This is a genomic window from Sphingomonas sp. KC8 (assembly GCF_002151445.1).
In the GTDB taxonomy this organism is placed as follows: domain Bacteria; phylum Pseudomonadota; class Alphaproteobacteria; order Sphingomonadales; family Sphingomonadaceae; genus Sphingomonas_E.
The window spans coordinates 836,393-850,070 of the sequence record NZ_CP016306.1; the positions used below are offsets into that span (position 1 = coordinate 836,393).

At 63.0% G+C, this 13,678-nt stretch carries 17 protein-coding genes; 2 read left to right on the forward strand and 15 right to left on the reverse strand.

The window, feature by feature from the left end; translation table 11 throughout:
- Nucleotides 1-154: 154 nt before the first annotated feature.
- On the forward strand, nucleotides 155-1,354 hold the full coding sequence (gene chrA / locus KC8_RS03925) for a chromate efflux transporter (protein WP_010127297.1): 1,200 nt from the start codon (nucleotides 155-157) through the stop codon (nucleotides 1,352-1,354).
- A 38-nt stretch (nucleotides 1,355-1,392) separates the two neighbouring features.
- On the opposite strand, the gene arsH is transcribed toward chrA, so the two are convergent.
- The 6 genes from arsH to KC8_RS03955 all read right to left on the reverse strand — a co-directional run bounded on the left by arsH (nucleotide 1,393) and on the right by KC8_RS03955 (nucleotide 6,151).
- A complete protein-coding gene (gene arsH / locus KC8_RS03930; protein ID WP_010127296.1) occupies nucleotides 1,393-2,139 on the reverse strand; it encodes an arsenical resistance protein ArsH in 747 nt (248 codons plus the stop codon).
- A 4-nt stretch (nucleotides 2,140-2,143) separates the two neighbouring features.
- Complete coding sequence (arsB, locus tag KC8_RS03935; protein ID WP_010127294.1) at nucleotides 2,144-3,220, reverse strand: ACR3 family arsenite efflux transporter; 1,077 nt, start codon at nucleotides 3,218-3,220, stop codon at nucleotides 2,144-2,146.
- Nucleotides 3,217-3,648 carry an arsenate reductase (glutaredoxin) gene (gene arsC / locus KC8_RS03940; RefSeq protein ID WP_029624787.1) on the reverse strand — a complete coding sequence of 144 codons (432 nt, stop codon included), beginning with the start codon at nucleotides 3,646-3,648 and terminating at the stop codon, nucleotides 3,217-3,219. The genes arsB and arsC overlap by 4 nt, the downstream gene beginning before the upstream one ends.
- Nucleotides 3,649-3,659: 11 nt before the next feature.
- Nucleotides 3,660-3,992 carry an ArsR/SmtB family transcription factor gene (locus KC8_RS03945; protein WP_010127292.1) on the reverse strand — a complete coding sequence of 111 codons (333 nt, stop codon included), beginning with the start codon at nucleotides 3,990-3,992 and terminating at the stop codon, nucleotides 3,660-3,662.
- Nucleotides 3,993-4,089: 97 nt separating this feature from the next.
- Entirely contained in the window at nucleotides 4,090-4,950 is an 861-nt protein-coding gene (locus KC8_RS03950; RefSeq protein ID WP_010127291.1) for a phytanoyl-CoA dioxygenase family protein, read from the reverse strand.
- A 148-nt stretch (nucleotides 4,951-5,098) separates the two neighbouring features.
- Nucleotides 5,099-6,151 (reverse strand): glycosyltransferase family 2 protein, encoded by a 1,053-nt coding sequence (locus KC8_RS03955; protein WP_083831300.1) that lies wholly within the window; start codon nucleotides 6,149-6,151, stop codon nucleotides 5,099-5,101.
- A gap of 81 nt (nucleotides 6,152-6,232) precedes the next feature.
- Between KC8_RS03955 and KC8_RS03960 the strand changes: the two genes are divergently transcribed.
- Entirely contained in the window at nucleotides 6,233-7,876 is a 1,644-nt protein-coding gene (locus KC8_RS03960) for an MFS transporter (protein WP_010127289.1), read from the forward strand.
- Between the two features lie 4 nt (nucleotides 7,877-7,880).
- Here KC8_RS03960 and KC8_RS03965 read toward each other — a convergent pair whose 3' ends face one another.
- From KC8_RS03965 to gspG, 9 genes are read right to left on the reverse strand one after another with little or no spacing between them, the layout of a single operon-like run.
- Nucleotides 7,881-8,342: a hypothetical protein gene (locus tag KC8_RS03965; protein ID WP_010127288.1), complete on the reverse strand. Its 462-nt coding sequence runs from the start codon at nucleotides 8,340-8,342 to the stop codon at nucleotides 7,881-7,883.
- Entirely contained in the window at nucleotides 8,342-9,064 is a 723-nt protein-coding gene (locus KC8_RS03970; protein WP_029624785.1) for a type II secretion system protein N, read from the reverse strand. The genes KC8_RS03965 and KC8_RS03970 overlap by 1 nt, the downstream gene beginning before the upstream one ends.
- Nucleotides 9,061-9,543 (reverse strand): type II secretion system protein GspM, encoded by a 483-nt coding sequence (gene gspM, locus KC8_RS03975; RefSeq protein ID WP_010127286.1) that lies wholly within the window; start codon nucleotides 9,541-9,543, stop codon nucleotides 9,061-9,063. Before gspM ends, KC8_RS03970 begins: the two co-directional genes overlap by 4 nt.
- Nucleotides 9,540-10,640 carry a type II secretion system protein GspL gene (gene gspL / locus KC8_RS03980; protein WP_010127285.1) on the reverse strand — a complete coding sequence of 367 codons (1,101 nt, stop codon included), beginning with the start codon at nucleotides 10,638-10,640 and terminating at the stop codon, nucleotides 9,540-9,542. Before gspL ends, gspM begins: the two co-directional genes overlap by 4 nt.
- On the reverse strand, nucleotides 10,637-11,623 hold the full coding sequence (gene gspK, locus KC8_RS03985; protein WP_010127283.1) for a type II secretion system minor pseudopilin GspK: 987 nt from the start codon (nucleotides 11,621-11,623) through the stop codon (nucleotides 10,637-10,639). The genes gspL and gspK overlap by 4 nt, the downstream gene beginning before the upstream one ends.
- Nucleotides 11,620-12,267, reverse strand: coding sequence for a type II secretion system minor pseudopilin GspJ (gene gspJ / locus KC8_RS03990; protein WP_010127282.1), 648 nt, complete (start codon nucleotides 12,265-12,267; stop codon nucleotides 11,620-11,622). The genes gspK and gspJ overlap by 4 nt, the downstream gene beginning before the upstream one ends.
- Nucleotides 12,264-12,686, reverse strand: coding sequence for a type II secretion system minor pseudopilin GspI (gene gspI, locus KC8_RS03995; protein ID WP_010127281.1), 423 nt, complete (start codon nucleotides 12,684-12,686; stop codon nucleotides 12,264-12,266). Before gspI ends, gspJ begins: the two co-directional genes overlap by 4 nt.
- The gene (locus KC8_RS04000; RefSeq protein WP_010127280.1) at nucleotides 12,673-13,239 is read right to left on the reverse strand and encodes a GspH/FimT family pseudopilin; all 567 of its coding nucleotides are present in this window, start codon (nucleotides 13,237-13,239) and stop codon (nucleotides 12,673-12,675) included. The genes gspI and KC8_RS04000 overlap by 14 nt, the downstream gene beginning before the upstream one ends.
- Nucleotides 13,178-13,672: a type II secretion system major pseudopilin GspG gene (gene gspG / locus KC8_RS04005; protein WP_029624784.1), complete on the reverse strand. Its 495-nt coding sequence runs from the start codon at nucleotides 13,670-13,672 to the stop codon at nucleotides 13,178-13,180. Before gspG ends, KC8_RS04000 begins: the two co-directional genes overlap by 62 nt.
- Nucleotides 13,673-13,678 lie beyond the last annotated feature (6 nt).

Sequence of the window (13,678 nt, forward strand, 5' to 3'; positions counted from 1 at the left end):
AAGGGCTGTCGCGCCGCGATGCGCGACAGCCCTTTTTCTTTCGGCGCGGCGAAGATGTACAAGCCGCCAGCCACCACACGCATGAGAAAACCGTGCGCCTTGCGATGCGGTTCGCGATATCGGACGGCGACACTTGGCAGAAGATGGAATGCGGATGACCGGGTCAACACGAAGTGCCGCCAGCGGCAGTGTCATCGAGGTCTTCGTCGCATTCCTCAAACTCGGCCTGACCGCCTTTGGCGGGCCGATCGCGCATCTCGGCTATTTTCGCGACGAGTTCGTTGATCGCAGAGGCTGGATCGACGATCGCGGATATGCCGAACTCATTGGGCTTTGCCAGTTCCTGCCCGGTCCGGCCTCAAGCCAGGCAGGTTTCGCGATCGGCATCATGCGCGCCGGACCGCTGGGCGGCCTGGCCGCCTGGTGTGGCTTCACCCTGCCCTCGGCGCTCATCATGATGCTGTTTGCCTCGGTGTCGGCCAGCATGGACGGCCCAGCCGGAAGGGCGGCAATCCACGGGCTAAAGCTTGTCGCGGTCGCGATCGTCGCGCAGGCGCTCTGGGGCATGGCGCGCACCCTGACGCCCGATGCACGCCGGATCGCCATCGCCACGCTCGCCGGATTGCTGGTGATGCTCGTCGGCAATGCCTGGGCACAGATCAGCGCGATCCTTTTCGGGATGGCAGCGGGGATGCTGCTGTGTCGATCAACCGCCACCCCCCACATCTCCCTTGGCAGGTTCGGCATCTCCCGACGGGCAGCGCTGGCGTGCCTGATCCTGGCCACCAGCATGCTTGGCGCCCTGCCAATCCTCGCCGGGGTGTCGGACTGGCGCCCGCTGCAACTGTTCGACCTGTTCTATCGCGCGGGCGCGCTCGTTTTCGGGGGAGGCCATGTGGTGTTACCGCTGTTGCGCGAAGGGCTTGTTCCAGACTGGATCAGCCAAAACGCCTTCCTGTCAGGCTATGGCGCGGCACAAGCGCTTCCCGGGCCGCTATTCGCCATTTCTGCCTATCTCGGCGTCGCAGCCGATGGTTTTCGGGGGGCTATGATTGCGCTCGCCGCGATTTTCATGCCCGGTCTGCTGCTGGTGTCCGGCGCCTTGCCATTCTGGGCCAGGCTGGCAGCAAATCCACGCGCCACGGCCGTCGTTGCCGGCGCCAATGCAGCCGTGGTCGGCATCCTCGCGGCAGCGCTCTACGATCCGCTATGGACAGCAGGCGTGGAAACCTGGCTCGATAGCATCCTGGTGCTGCTTGGTTTTATCGCGCTGGTGCGATGGCGCCTTCCGCCACTGCTGGCAGTTATCGCTTTCGTTCTGATCGCCATAATATCGCGCGCATGGAGTGTGTGACGGGCTGAATCGATCGGAAACCCGCCGCGGCAAGTCATTCAGCTGCCTTGCACGATCGCGATCGCGGAATGATCCTCCATCGCTGCCGGGCGCCCCGCCGCCTTGCGTTCGGAATAACGGTCAACCAGCTGGCTGGCGTGCGGCCTGGTCAGCACGGTCAATCGGACCAGTTCCTCCATCACATCAACGATGCGATCATAATAGCTTGATGGCCGCATCCGGCCGGCTTCGTCGAATTCCTTATAGGCCATGGCGATCGACGATTGATTGGGGATGGTGATCATCCGCATCCAGCGGCCAAGTAGCCGCAGGGTGTTGACCGCATTGAACGATTGCGATCCGCCCGATACCTGCATCACCGCCAGCGTTCGGCCTTGCGTGGGACGCATCCCTTTCATTTCTAATGGCAAATGATCAATCTGCGCCTTCATGATGCCGGTGATCTGGCCGTGCCGTTCAGGGCTGCACCAAACCTGGCCTTCCGACCACATCGACAGTTCGCGCAGTTCACGCACGGCAGGATGATCGTCACCGTGCACCTGGTCGGGCAGCGGCAGATCGAAGGGATCGAAAATTCGCGTTTCGGCGCCGAACAACTGGAGCAGGCGCGCGGCCTCCTCCACCGCGAGGCGGCTGAACGAGCGTTCGCGCAAAGATCCGTAGAGCAACAGGATGCGTGGCGGCGGATCATGGCGACCAAGGCCCGCAGCCGGGTTCGCATCGACGAACGCCCGGTCCAGTGCCGGCAGATGATCGGGATCGGCAAGGGAGCGAAGGCGCATCATCAAATTATCCGTTCGAACAGGAAAGCGGGGCCGCCGGGCGTTCGTACCAGGGCCGCGTGGCCTTCACGATCCGCACCACTGACAGCATCACCGGAACTTCAACGAGCACGCCGACGACGGTTGCGAGCGCCGCACCGGAATTGAGGCCGAACAGGCTGACCGCTGTCGCCACCGCAAGTTCGAAAAAGTTCGATGCCCCGATCAGCGCCGCCGGCGCGGCAACACACCAGGCCACGCCGAACCGCCGGCTCAGCCAATAAGCCAGCCCCGCGTTGAAATAGACCTGAAACAGGATCGGCACCGCGATCAGCGCGATCACCAGGGGATTGCGAAGGATCGCTTCACCCTGAAAGCCAAACAGCAGCACCAGCGTTGCCAGCAAGGCCACCAGCGATACCGGGGCAAGCCACCGTAGCAAACGGTCGAGCGCGGGTTGCCCGCCCGACGCCAGCCATGCCCGCCGGATCAATTGCGCCGCCACCACGGGGATGACGATGTACAGCCCTACCGAAAGCAGCAGGGTATCCCACGGCACAGTCACCGCCGCGACACCCAACAGCAGCCCGACCAGCGGCGCAAAGGCGAAGACCATGATCAGGTCGTTGAGCGCGACCTGGCTCAGCGTGAAGGTCGGTTCGCCATCGCAAAGGTTGGACCAGACAAATACCATCGCCGTGCACGGCGCGGCGGCCAGCAACACCAGCCCGGCAATATAGGATGCGATCTCACCTTCCGGCAGCCACGGCCGGAACAGCCAGCCCAGAAACACGGTGCCGAGCAGCACCATCGAAAAGGGTTTGACCGCCCAGTTTATGAACAGCGTGACGCCCGCCCCCTTCCAGTGACGACGGACTGCTCCCAGCGCGCCAAGATCGATCTTGAGCAGCATCGGCACGATCATCAGCCAGATCAGGACGGCGACGACCAGATTGACACGGGCGATCTCGGCCGCAGCGATGTGCTGGAACAGGCCGGGAATGGCAGAACCAAGGGCAATGCCAACGACGATGCACAGCGCCACCCAAACGCTGAGATAGCGTTCGAAGATGCTGATTCGGGCCGTCTCCACAGCCTTGCTCACCCACCGATCCTGTGGCCGGCGGAATCGACAACCTGCTCGCCGTCCTCCTTGGCAAACGCACCCTGCTGCGCTGTGGGCAGCAGATCGAGCACCGCTTCCGACGGCCGGCATAGCTTCACACCGAGTGGCGAGACGACAATCGGCCGATTGATCAGGACCGGATGGGCCATCATCGCATCGATCAACTGATCGTCGGTCAGTGATGTGTCCTCCAGCCCGAGATCGGCGAAGGGCGTGCCCTTTTCGCGCAGAAGCGCGCGGGCATCGATCCCCATGCGATCAATCAGCGACACCAGCAGCGGCCGGCTCGGCGGGGTCTTCAGATATTCGATGACATGCGGTTCGATCCCGGCATTGCGGATCATGGCCAGCGCGTTGCGCGACGTGCCGCAAGCCGGGTTGTGATAGATGACGATATCATGGGTCATGTTGGCTTCCATCAGCAACAGGGCGTGAGTTCGGCGATCAGCGGCGCGCACAGTTCGGCCCGGCCGCCGCAGCAATCCTTCACCAGGAACAAGGTCAGCGCCTTCAACCGATCAAGGTCAGCGCGATAGATGATCTTGCGGCTATGCCGTTCCGACCGGATCAGCCCCGCCCGGGCCAGCGCGCCCAGATGCGAGGACATCGTGTTTTGCGGCACATCCAGCAGCTGTGCGATCTCCCCGGCCGGCAGCCCGTCCGGCTCATGCCGGACGAGCAGGCGGAACGCATCCAGGCGTGTCCCCTGGGCAAGCGCACCGAGCGCGACGATTGCCGAATCATTATCCATATATCCAGAATAGTGGATATATGGATTGCCTTCAAGGCGTCGTCTGACAACGCCAGAATACAAACCGAAGATTACGTGGCCGGTCTTCCGGCCGGTCCTAGATGCCGGATCGTGAAGAGGCCCGCCAGACGACGGGGCAGTCCGGATGGTCCAGGATATCGCCCGGTTCCACCCCCTCATGATGGGGCTTGCGCATCGCCCCGCGGCGCAACCGGTAGCGTGCGTCATCGCCGCAATAACGGACCGACATCGCGCGCCGGCGCGCCGTGACCGAGTGATTGCCCTCCGCACCGTGCAGCGTAAGCGCGTGATGCACCGTTATGTCGCCGGGTTCGGTATCGAAACATAGCAGTTCCGCATTCCGCCGATCACCGTGGAAATCAGGCACAATTTCACCGTCCGTATTGGGGATCGGGGTGGTGGAAACGAAGAAGTTCGGCCGGAAATGTTTCTTCCAGAGGTGGCTGCCGCGCACGAATTGCAGCGCCCCCGTTTCCCGGGTCACGGCATCAAGCGGCACCCAGGTCGTGCAGACCTGGCTGCCTTCGACGTGGAAATAGGACATATCCTGATGGAAGGCAGTCCGTTCGGTTGCGCCCGGCTCCTTCACAAGAATGCTGTCTTCATAAAGATTGATGCGCGTCGCGCGCAGCAATTGGCCGGCAATCATTGGCAAGGGGGATTCAAACGCGAATCTGCGGCAATCTTCATCCTGCTTCCAGTGATCCGTGCCGCCAAAGAAATGAGCCTTCGGCCGCCGCCCCTGCCCTTCCGGCCGGTCAGCGCCGAAAGTGGACAGGCTGAATGCCGCTTCAGAGCCAAGATAGCGTTCGACCCCGCTTTCCAGAACGGCCAGCCATCCGCGCGGCATGATCCCGCGCAGGCAGACCGCGCCATCACGCCAGAACGCCGCGATTTCCGCCTCGGTCACATCCCGCCGCACAGAAAGCTCGCCCATTCCATCCCCCATCGATCTCGCAGGCTGCGACACCTCGAAAGAGATACAGGGGAATACGCCCCATGAGGATGAGAAAACACTTCAAATCGCCAGAGATCGTTCCAGAATTACGGCTGCCAAAGAAACCGATGCGGTCGAAAATCTAAAATCAGAAATCGCGATCACGCAATTTTGCCTGGATCAATCCTCGGCGGGCAAAGCGCTTGGCCAGAAACTGATAGAAAAACCAGCCCTTACCAGCCGACGGAGTGAAGCGGTAAACGGTGCGCTCGGCCCAGGTCCATCCAACAGACTTGCGATCCACGCGCCGATCGGATGGGAAGCAATAGTGGGACGCACAATAACGGATCTGGCCCTGACGACGAACCCGTTCGTACAATTCGTGATCATAGAGCAGATAAGGCCAGCCGGCGCTTTCAAATCCGCCCACCGCCCGCAGCACTTCGGTGCAATAGGCCTGGGCATAGCCGCCGGAATGGCATTGACTGCTGAATATCTGGGATTTCTGAATGATCTTGGCGATACGGCGGCGGCTGGCGGCATGTTCGACGGGGGCGTACAGGTCGATCGCCATCACGCCCACAACCCGATTGTCGGGCTTGGCCCCGTCGCCTGCGCTGGCGAAAAGATCCAGGCACCGCCCCACATAGTGGGGAGGGTACAGCGTGTCCGCATCGCAGGACGCGACATAAGGCGTGGTGACCCTGGAAAGCCCATGTTCCAACGTGGGCAATTGCCCCGGGACGGCGTTGTGCAGGAACTGGGTTTCTATATCGGGATAGTCCGCCATGACAGCACGGGCGATATCGCCGCTGCCGTCATCCGATGCGTTGTCGACCAGAATCAATTGAAAGTTCCGGTTGGTCTGCCGTCCCAGCGAATGCAGGGTCGCCGGCAAGTAATCACGCTCATTATAATAAGGAATTACAATCGAAAGCATGGTTTTGCCGCGCCCCATCAGATGACCCCCGATCATCGGGGCAGGCGGGCTGTTAATTGAAGCGCGGACCTGACGCCAGTCCGAACCCGCCATCGGCCAGCGCATGCGCGCAAATTCGGCGGCCGGGAATAGCGATGGCCGATCATCGGCACCCCTGCCCCGGGCCAGCCTTTTTCCGGATGCGCGACCCATGATTTGATGCGTGCCAGGGTGATGCCCATGCCTGCCGGGTGGCGGGCCTGCACATGTAACATAAGGCATCTACGCAAGATCGGCATGGCGCCATCTTGCGCCCGGCACCGGACATGCGCAGAGAGGCAAAAAGCTGGTGGGGATGATCGGATGGGTGAAGTGGCAGAACCGCGCGCGTCGATGCGTCGCGTCGTTGTGGCGTCGGCGGCAGGCACGGCGTTCGAATGGTACGACTTCTTCATCTTCGGTGCGCTTGCCCCTGTCATTGCCAAGGTCTTCTTCGCCGGGTTGACCGAAACCGCCGGTTTCGTCGCAGCACTTGGCTTGTTTGCCGCCGGCTTCGCTTTCCGTCCGCTCGGCGCGATCATCTTTGGCAGCATGGGCGATCGATTGGGTCGCAAGGGCGCCTTCCTCGTCACGGTATCGCTGATGGGCGGGGCAACGTTCGCAATCGGCCTGCTACCCACTTATGCGCAGGCCGGCCTATGGGCGCCGGCGCTGCTGATCCTGATGCGGATATTTCAGGGAATGGCGCTGGGCGGCGAATATGGCGGCGCTGCGATCTATGTCGCCGAACATGCACCGGCAAACCAGCGCGGCTATGCCACCGGGTGGATCCAGGCATCAGCCGCATTCGGCCTGATCGCGGCATTGATCATCGTTCTCGCCACACGCACGTCGATTGGCGAAGAAGCCTTTGTCGGCTGGGGCTGGCGCGTGCCGTTTCTGGTGTCGGCCGGGCTGCTCGCCATTTCGATCTGGATGCGGCTGAAACTGACAGAAAGCCCAACCTTCCAGAAACTGAAGGCGGAAGGCGAAGTATCCCGTGCGCCGCTGGCCGAGGCATTTGGCCGGTGGAGCAATGTCCGTCTCGTGCTGCTCGCCTTCTTCGGCACCATGTGCGCGCAGGGCGCGCTTTGGTACTGCGTGTTCTTCTATCTGCAGGTATTCTTCGAAAAATCGCTTCAGGTGGCACCGGCAACGGTGAACATCGTGGTGATGGCGATGACGCTGGTTTCAGCGCCCTTTTATGTGCTGTTCGGCTGGCTTTCGGACAAGATCGGCCGCAAGCCGGTGATGCTGGGCGGCATGGTGCTGGGCTTGGTCGCCTTTTTCCCCGCGTTCCATGCGCTTGCCAGTTTCACCAATCCCGCGCTCGTGGAAGCACGGGCGCAGACCCCGGTTGTCGTGGCGGCCGATCCTGCAACCTGTTCGCTCCAGTTCGATCCGGTCGGCGCGACGAAGTTTTCCAGCGCCTGCGACATCGCCAAAAGCGTGCTGGCGTCCAGCGGCATTCCTTATCGCAGCACCGATCTGCCATCAGGAAGCGCCACCGAGGTGCGAATCGGCGGCGATATGATCACGCCAGCCGATGGCACGGGCCTGTCGGCCACCGAATTGAAATCGCTGAAGGCAGAACAGACCAAGGCGATCAACATTGCCCTGGAATCCGCCGGCTATCCGATGAAAGCCGATCCGGCACGAATGAATTATGCCGGCATTGCCGCCATTCTGTTCCTGTTGGTGATTGCCGCAACCGCGCTCTACGGCCCGATGGCGGCAATGCTCGTCGAATTGTTTCCGGCCCGCGTTCGCTACACCGCGATGTCGCTGCCCTATCATGTGGGCACGGGCTGGGTCGGCGGTTTCCTGCCCGTCACCGCCTTTGCCATCGTCGCGATGACCGGGGATCTCTACGCCGGGCTTTGGTATCCCGTGATCTTCACCGCCATCAGCGTCCTGACCACATTCTTCCTGATGCCGGAGACCAAGGGAAGATCGCTGGACGCCTAGGCGTTCAGCGGCAGGCCAGCAGCCCGGCAACCGGCATGACGAATCCATCGCCATTCGCGCGATCGAGCCGAAGCGTGCCGTCCGTCACCACCGCGCCGCCCTCCAGTCCGCTGCGCTGTTCCAGCCGGATGTTGAGCGCCACCGTGGTCCCGCCGTCGCTGTAGATCGCGTCGGCGAATAGTCCCCCGGTGTCGCCAGCCTGCGCATTGATACGCGGCAGATCGACCAGCCGGCCGTCCAGCGCAATCCGCGCCATCGCCGGTTGAACCTGCGCCATCAATACCAGTCGGGCTTCATTCCCGGCTTTCCACAGGAACAAGCCGCACTGCCCCGCCGCCAGATTCTGGCGGGGAAGCGTGTTGAGTGGAATGCCGTCGTCGGCCGCCAGCGGCGCGGTGGCAGGACGGGCACCGCCGCCGCCACAACCGGCGAGCAGAAGCATCAGGCCAAAGGCCACGCCGCGCATCATAATGTCCCCGCCACGGAAAGCTTGAATCCATCGCCGTCCAGCCTGAACCCGCCGGCCTGCAGCGCGCGCTGGCCGGCGGGATCGGACGTACGGACGATAAGGTCAGCCGTATAGGCGCCATTCTTGTCGATCCGCAGCGATAGCCGCTCCATCCCGCTTTGGCTTGCGAGGGGCAATAACAGCCTGCCACCGTCACAGCGCACGGCGCCGCTCAGTCCGCCCGGCAGGGTCAGTCCTGCCGTGTCACCGCTCACCTCGGCACGCACAAGGCCTTCCGCCTTGTCGCAGGTGCTGCCGCGGAAACGGACGCTGACATCACTCAAATCCAGGCTGGTGACAGGCAGGGGGGCAAAGGTCGCGCCCACCGGCAGGCGCATGGTGGCATCATCCATGCCGATCATGTGCCGGGTAACGGTGATCGCACCACTCAGCGCATCGGCGCCCTCGCCTCCCCGCCGAAGATCAAGACGCGCGCGCCCGGCAAATAACGGCCACAGGTTAAGCCGTGCATCCAGATCGCCAAGCCCGGCCCCGCCGAACCGCGCCTCGATCAGCCGGGCCGACCAGACACTTCCTTGCACTTCACGCGCGGACAGGCCTGCCCGCTGCAGATCAAGCGCGCCCATCATGATCCGCATCGGGAACAGCGCGATCAAAGCCAATATCAGCAAGCAGGCAAACAGCATCGCACGGCGCAACGAGAGGCGTATTTTCGTCACTTCGCCCGCACCCGGAACGTCGCTTCCACCGATAGCGTCGCATCGTTGTTGGCGGTCGCGCTCAGGCCTTCGACGATCACACCGCCGCCATGCTCAAGGTCGGCCAGCCATTTGAAAAAGGTCTGCGGGCGGACGGCATTGATCACAACCGTTGCCTGCGTCGCGCTGATCGGATCGATGCGCGCGACGGTGAAACCCACTTCGCCAGCCTTTTGCCCCAGCCAGACATTGATCGGCGCAGGCAAGGCAGTCGGGCCGCCGCGTTCAAGCCCGGCAATGGCGGCAGCCTGCGCCACGGCTTCGCCACGCGCGACGACCGCGCGATCATGACGGGCGCGTGCATCGGCAAGCGCATCCCCCAGCGGCCGAACCAACAGCAACCAGCCAAGCGTAACGGCCAGCAACCCCGCCATCACGAGCAACATGATCCGTTCCCGCGGCGAACGGCCCGACCACCACAGATTGAAACGGGCGCTCATCGGCCACGCACCGTCAATTCAGCAATCTGCCGGCCGCCGCCAGAACGGGCCGCCGTGGCGCTTGCCGTAAAGCCCTGGGCTTCGATCCGCTGCTGCAGCGCCGCGATATCGCTTTGTGCGCCCGCGCCCACCGTTGCCCGCAAACTGCCGTCGCGATCATATCGTAACGCGCTGACTTCAACGTTGGCCGTGTCGCGAACAGCGGCGAAAAGCCCGGCCGCCGTGGCGCTGAAGCCGCGCCCGCCCCCCCGCAAGTCGGCCAGTCGCTCCGCAAGCTGCGCCGGGGCATTGGCGATCCGTTCTGCCCGCGGCAATGCTTTTCGGGCGATGATCGTCACGTCGCGCTCCAGATCATCGGCGGCAACCGTATAGCGCAGGATCAGCACCGTCTGGATCAGCATCGTCAGCACCAACAGCGCCGCCGCCATCCAGGCCAGCCGTCGGAACAGTTTCCAGTCGATGGTCCACGGACGGCGCTTGCGAAACGCACCTTGCCGTAAATCCACCGGGATCGACGCCAACGCGGCCGGCAATCCAGCCTCCACGGCCGCATCATCGATATCGACCGCGCCTTCATCCAGCACCGCTTCGGCAATATCCGGCTCGGCTGCGAAGGCCACGCGATTGCCACGCACCAGATGCATGTCGCCATGCGCCCAACGACGCAGGCCATCGCTTCCTGCCGGTATCAACAATGTTTCCGGCACGACATGATCGGGATCGAGTGCAAAGGACTGCAGTCCCGTGATCCATTCCGTCATGCGCACGCTGGATACGATCGCGACGGCCCGATGGCCGTCATCGTCGGCATCGCCGACAGCCACATGCAGATGATCGATCGGCTCAGCCGTCGCGTCGACAGCCAGCAAACGCGCGGCCGCGGCAGCCTGTGCCTGCGACAATCCGGGCAACTCCACCCAATGAACCGCAACATCGGCACCAGGGGCGACAGCCACCACCTGTTCGTCACCACCACCTTCGATGGTCGGCACGTCATGCCCACGCGATACGATCGCACCATTGGCTACGCGCAGCCATCCCCCCAACGGGGCACCAGCATCGCCCGGAAACAAAAGCAGGAAGCGATCGTCGCTCACTCGTCGCCCCCCCATTGTCTCGACACAATTCGCGCCGGCACCAGCGCTCCATCGATCAGCGCCGTTTCGTTCACCTGCGCGCCGCCGATTTCAACGTCAAGCGCGAGGTTGAACCAGCGGGTTCGCAATTTCGTCTGGTTCCGCACTTCCATATCGGGGGTCAGCGCCTTCAAGGCAGGTAGTCGCCAGAAATCCTCCGTGCTTACCCAGCCCACGGCCGGCCGTTCCGCCAGGATCTGGCGCGCCCGCGGCAGATCGAGTTGATCCGGGATCAGCATGGACACGAGCGGCGCCTGATCCAGCGAAAGCGTGTTGACGTTGATCGGGGAAAGATCGGTGGTCGGCAACGCGCAGACCCATGGTCGCAGCCGTGCATAAATTTCAGGCGTGACGCCAGCAATCGCGCGCAACTCACTGGTATCACCTAGAATTGTGTTTCCAGTTCGATAAGGAATGGCGGCCTGCGCATAATAATCATCCTCCGCCCCGTCCGGATTGGGAGCCGCGTCCCCGTCGATCCAGTCGGCCAGGGACGCCGCGATTCTACGGGAATCCGCAGGCTCGATGCCCAGCGTCTGCATCAACCCGACGAACTGGCGAATGCCCACGGCCCGCGGAGTATAGCTACCCGCGATCACCCCTTCGGCAACGCTGTTCAGGTTGAAACAGTTGCCGCCATCCGTAAGCGTCGCGGTGACGATCCCGCCCGGCAGCGGCACCGCGAACGGCTGGTTGTGCCATCCCCCCACCAATGTGGTCAGCCCGCTCTCCTGCCCGGCAAGAATGCCGATGCGATCCAGCGCCATCACTTCGGTTGCCAGGGCATAGGCCCGGGCCTGATCGATCGCCGCGCCATTGGCCGCCAATCGCGTCGACAAACGCAACCGTTCGAGCGCGGCCACGGACAGCGCAGCCATCACCGCCACCAACAGCAACACCGTCAGCAGCGCTGCACCGCGTTCGTTGTGGCCCTTGCGGATCATTGCCCCATTCCCGATCCGACCAGGAACAACTGGCGAATGGGGCCAACGCCCTCAAGGTGAAGCACAACCTCCACTGCGTCGGGCAGGGTTTCGGCGCGCTCCACATCCCAGCGATCGCGCCACTGGCCCTTGCGCCGATAGCGCACCGTCATCGCCTTCACCCCCCGCAAAATCGTGGCGGGTTTCGCCGGGGCCGCGCCATCCAGCATTGGCCAGATGCGCCGTTCCAGCCGATCTTCGACCAGGCGATATTCCAGCCGCTGGAGCGACGCGCGCGCCGCCGATCCGCCATTGCTCCACCCCCGCCGGACAAGGCCGACAGCCACGACATCGGCGGCGCCGCCCTCGCCCGTGAACGCCACCTGACGAACACCGCCCGCATCGCGCACAAGCCGCGGTGTCGCCTGCGCGAGATCTGATGTCATGACGGCACTGACCCGCTGTATCGCGGCAACCTCATCCAGCCGGTCGCGCGCGGCCTCCTGCGCGCGGACACTGAAGCCCAGCAAGCCAACACCCGCAGCGGCCAGCATGCCGAAAATCAGCAATGAAACCATCAGCTCGACAAGTGTGAAGCCGTGTTCGGCGGAACACCGAACAGGCGCGAAGCCGTGTTCGGTCGGGCTTGGCTGGACGATGGTCACGGCATCGGCCTGAAAACGGTCAGTGCGCCTGCCGGCTGCCCGGCATCGTCCACCACAGCTATCTCAATCGTCTGAAGGTTCAGTTCACCCGCGCGATCGGCCTTTCGTGTCCAGCGCCAGATGCGGCCGGCATTGTTCGCTTCGCCACTGATTTCGCCGAAAGTTGGCGGCACGGGATCGGTAAGCACTTCGACGGCAAGGTTGCGGGCGACGATCTGGCCGATGCTATGATCCGACAATGTCGCCGTGCTGGAGAGCGTTGCGCCTTCCAGCCGCAGCAACGCCAGCGCTGCGATACTGAAGACAGCCAGCGCGACCATCAGTTCGATCAAGGTGAAGCCGTATTCGGTGAAACGCTGGATGGATCCGAAGCCGTGTTCGGCGGAACGCTGCGGCGAGGCGTGTTCAGGAGCCGACATGGATCGTCCCGTCACTTTCGATATGAACGACGACACGGCTGGAATCGCGGACGAGCGTCACATCCAGCGGATCGGAAAAGCCGGTGGTGTCGAAAATAACCCGTGCGCGGCCGGCATTGCCGACGATGGCCTGGCCCCCGCCCCAGTCACGCGCTTCGAACGGCTTTTCGGTTAGGGGATGCCACCCACGGCGATCACGCTGTTCAAAGCCATAGCCGTCGGCCGAAACCCACAAGGCCGTCTCGCGTGCTTCGATAACCGCCATGTCCTGCGCCGCGCGCGCGCGCGCGGCAAAGCGCTCCGCCTCCTGGCGCAAATCGCCACGCGGATCGGGCATCATCAACACCACCGCGCCGGTCAACAACCCGATGATCGCGATGACAACCATCAGTTCGACAAGCGTGAAGCCGTGTTCGGCAAAACGCCGAACGGGCGTGAAGCCGTGTTCGGCAAAACGCCGAACGGCCCCCGAACCTTGGCTGGCGCCTATTTTACTTCCAGTTGCCGATGTCGGCATCGTCGCCCTCGCCGCCTTCGCGACCATCGGCGCCATAGCTGTATATGTCGAAGGCGCCATGCTGACCGGGAGAGGCATATTGATAGGCGTTGCCCCACGGATCTTCCGGCAGTTTCTTCACATAGCCGCCACGACGATAGCGTTCCGGGCGCGTCAGCGATGCGGGCGGCGCCACCAGGGCCTGGATTCCATCCGCAGTCCCCGGATAGGCAAGGTTGTCGAGACGGTACATTTCCATCGCCTGTTCAAGCAACGCGATATCCGCCTTGGCCTTTTCGACGCGGGCCTTGTCTCCGCTAGGCAACACGTTGATCGCCACGATCGTCGTCAGCAGGCCGATGATGACGATGACAACCATCAGTTCGACAAGCGTGAAGCCGTGTTCGGCAGAACGCTGAACAGGCGCAGAACCGTGTCCAGAACCATGCCAACTCTGGGAATTTTCTGATTTTATTTCACAATGTTCCATGGACAT

Coding starts and splice junctions, on each gene's coding strand:
- KC8_RS03955 (WP_083831300.1), bottom strand. CDS start 6,151: ATGCCTTATGTTACATGTGCAGGCCCGCCACCCGGCAGGCATGGGCAT.
- KC8_RS03960 (WP_010127289.1), top strand. CDS start 6,233: ATGGGTGAAGTGGCAGAACCGCGCGCGTCGATGCGTCGCGTCGTTGTG.
- chrA (WP_010127297.1), top strand. CDS start 155: ATGACCGGGTCAACACGAAGTGCCGCCAGCGGCAGTGTCATCGAGGTC.
- gspK (WP_010127283.1), bottom strand. CDS start 11,623: ATGATCCGCAAGGGCCACAACGAACGCGGTGCAGCGCTGCTGACGGTG.
- gspM (WP_010127286.1), bottom strand. CDS start 9,543: ATGAGCGCCCGTTTCAATCTGTGGTGGTCGGGCCGTTCGCCGCGGGAA.
- gspI (WP_010127281.1), bottom strand. CDS start 12,686: ATGTCGGCTCCTGAACACGCCTCGCCGCAGCGTTCCGCCGAACACGGC.
- KC8_RS03945 (WP_010127292.1), bottom strand. CDS start 3,992: ATGGATAATGATTCGGCAATCGTCGCGCTCGGTGCGCTTGCCCAGGGG.
- KC8_RS03950 (WP_010127291.1), bottom strand. CDS start 4,950: ATGGGCGAGCTTTCTGTGCGGCGGGATGTGACCGAGGCGGAAATCGCG.
- arsH (WP_010127296.1), bottom strand. CDS start 2,139: ATGATGCGCCTTCGCTCCCTTGCCGATCCCGATCATCTGCCGGCACTG.
- gspG (WP_029624784.1), bottom strand. CDS start 13,672: ATGGAACATTGTGAAATAAAATCAGAAAATTCCCAGAGTTGGCATGGT.
- KC8_RS04000 (WP_010127280.1), bottom strand. CDS start 13,239: ATGGCGCCGATGGTCGCGAAGGCGGCGAGGGCGACGATGCCGACATCG.
- KC8_RS03965 (WP_010127288.1), bottom strand. CDS start 8,342: ATGCGCGGCGTGGCCTTTGGCCTGATGCTTCTGCTCGCCGGTTGTGGC.
- arsC (WP_029624787.1), bottom strand. CDS start 3,648: ATGACCCATGATATCGTCATCTATCACAACCCGGCTTGCGGCACGTCG.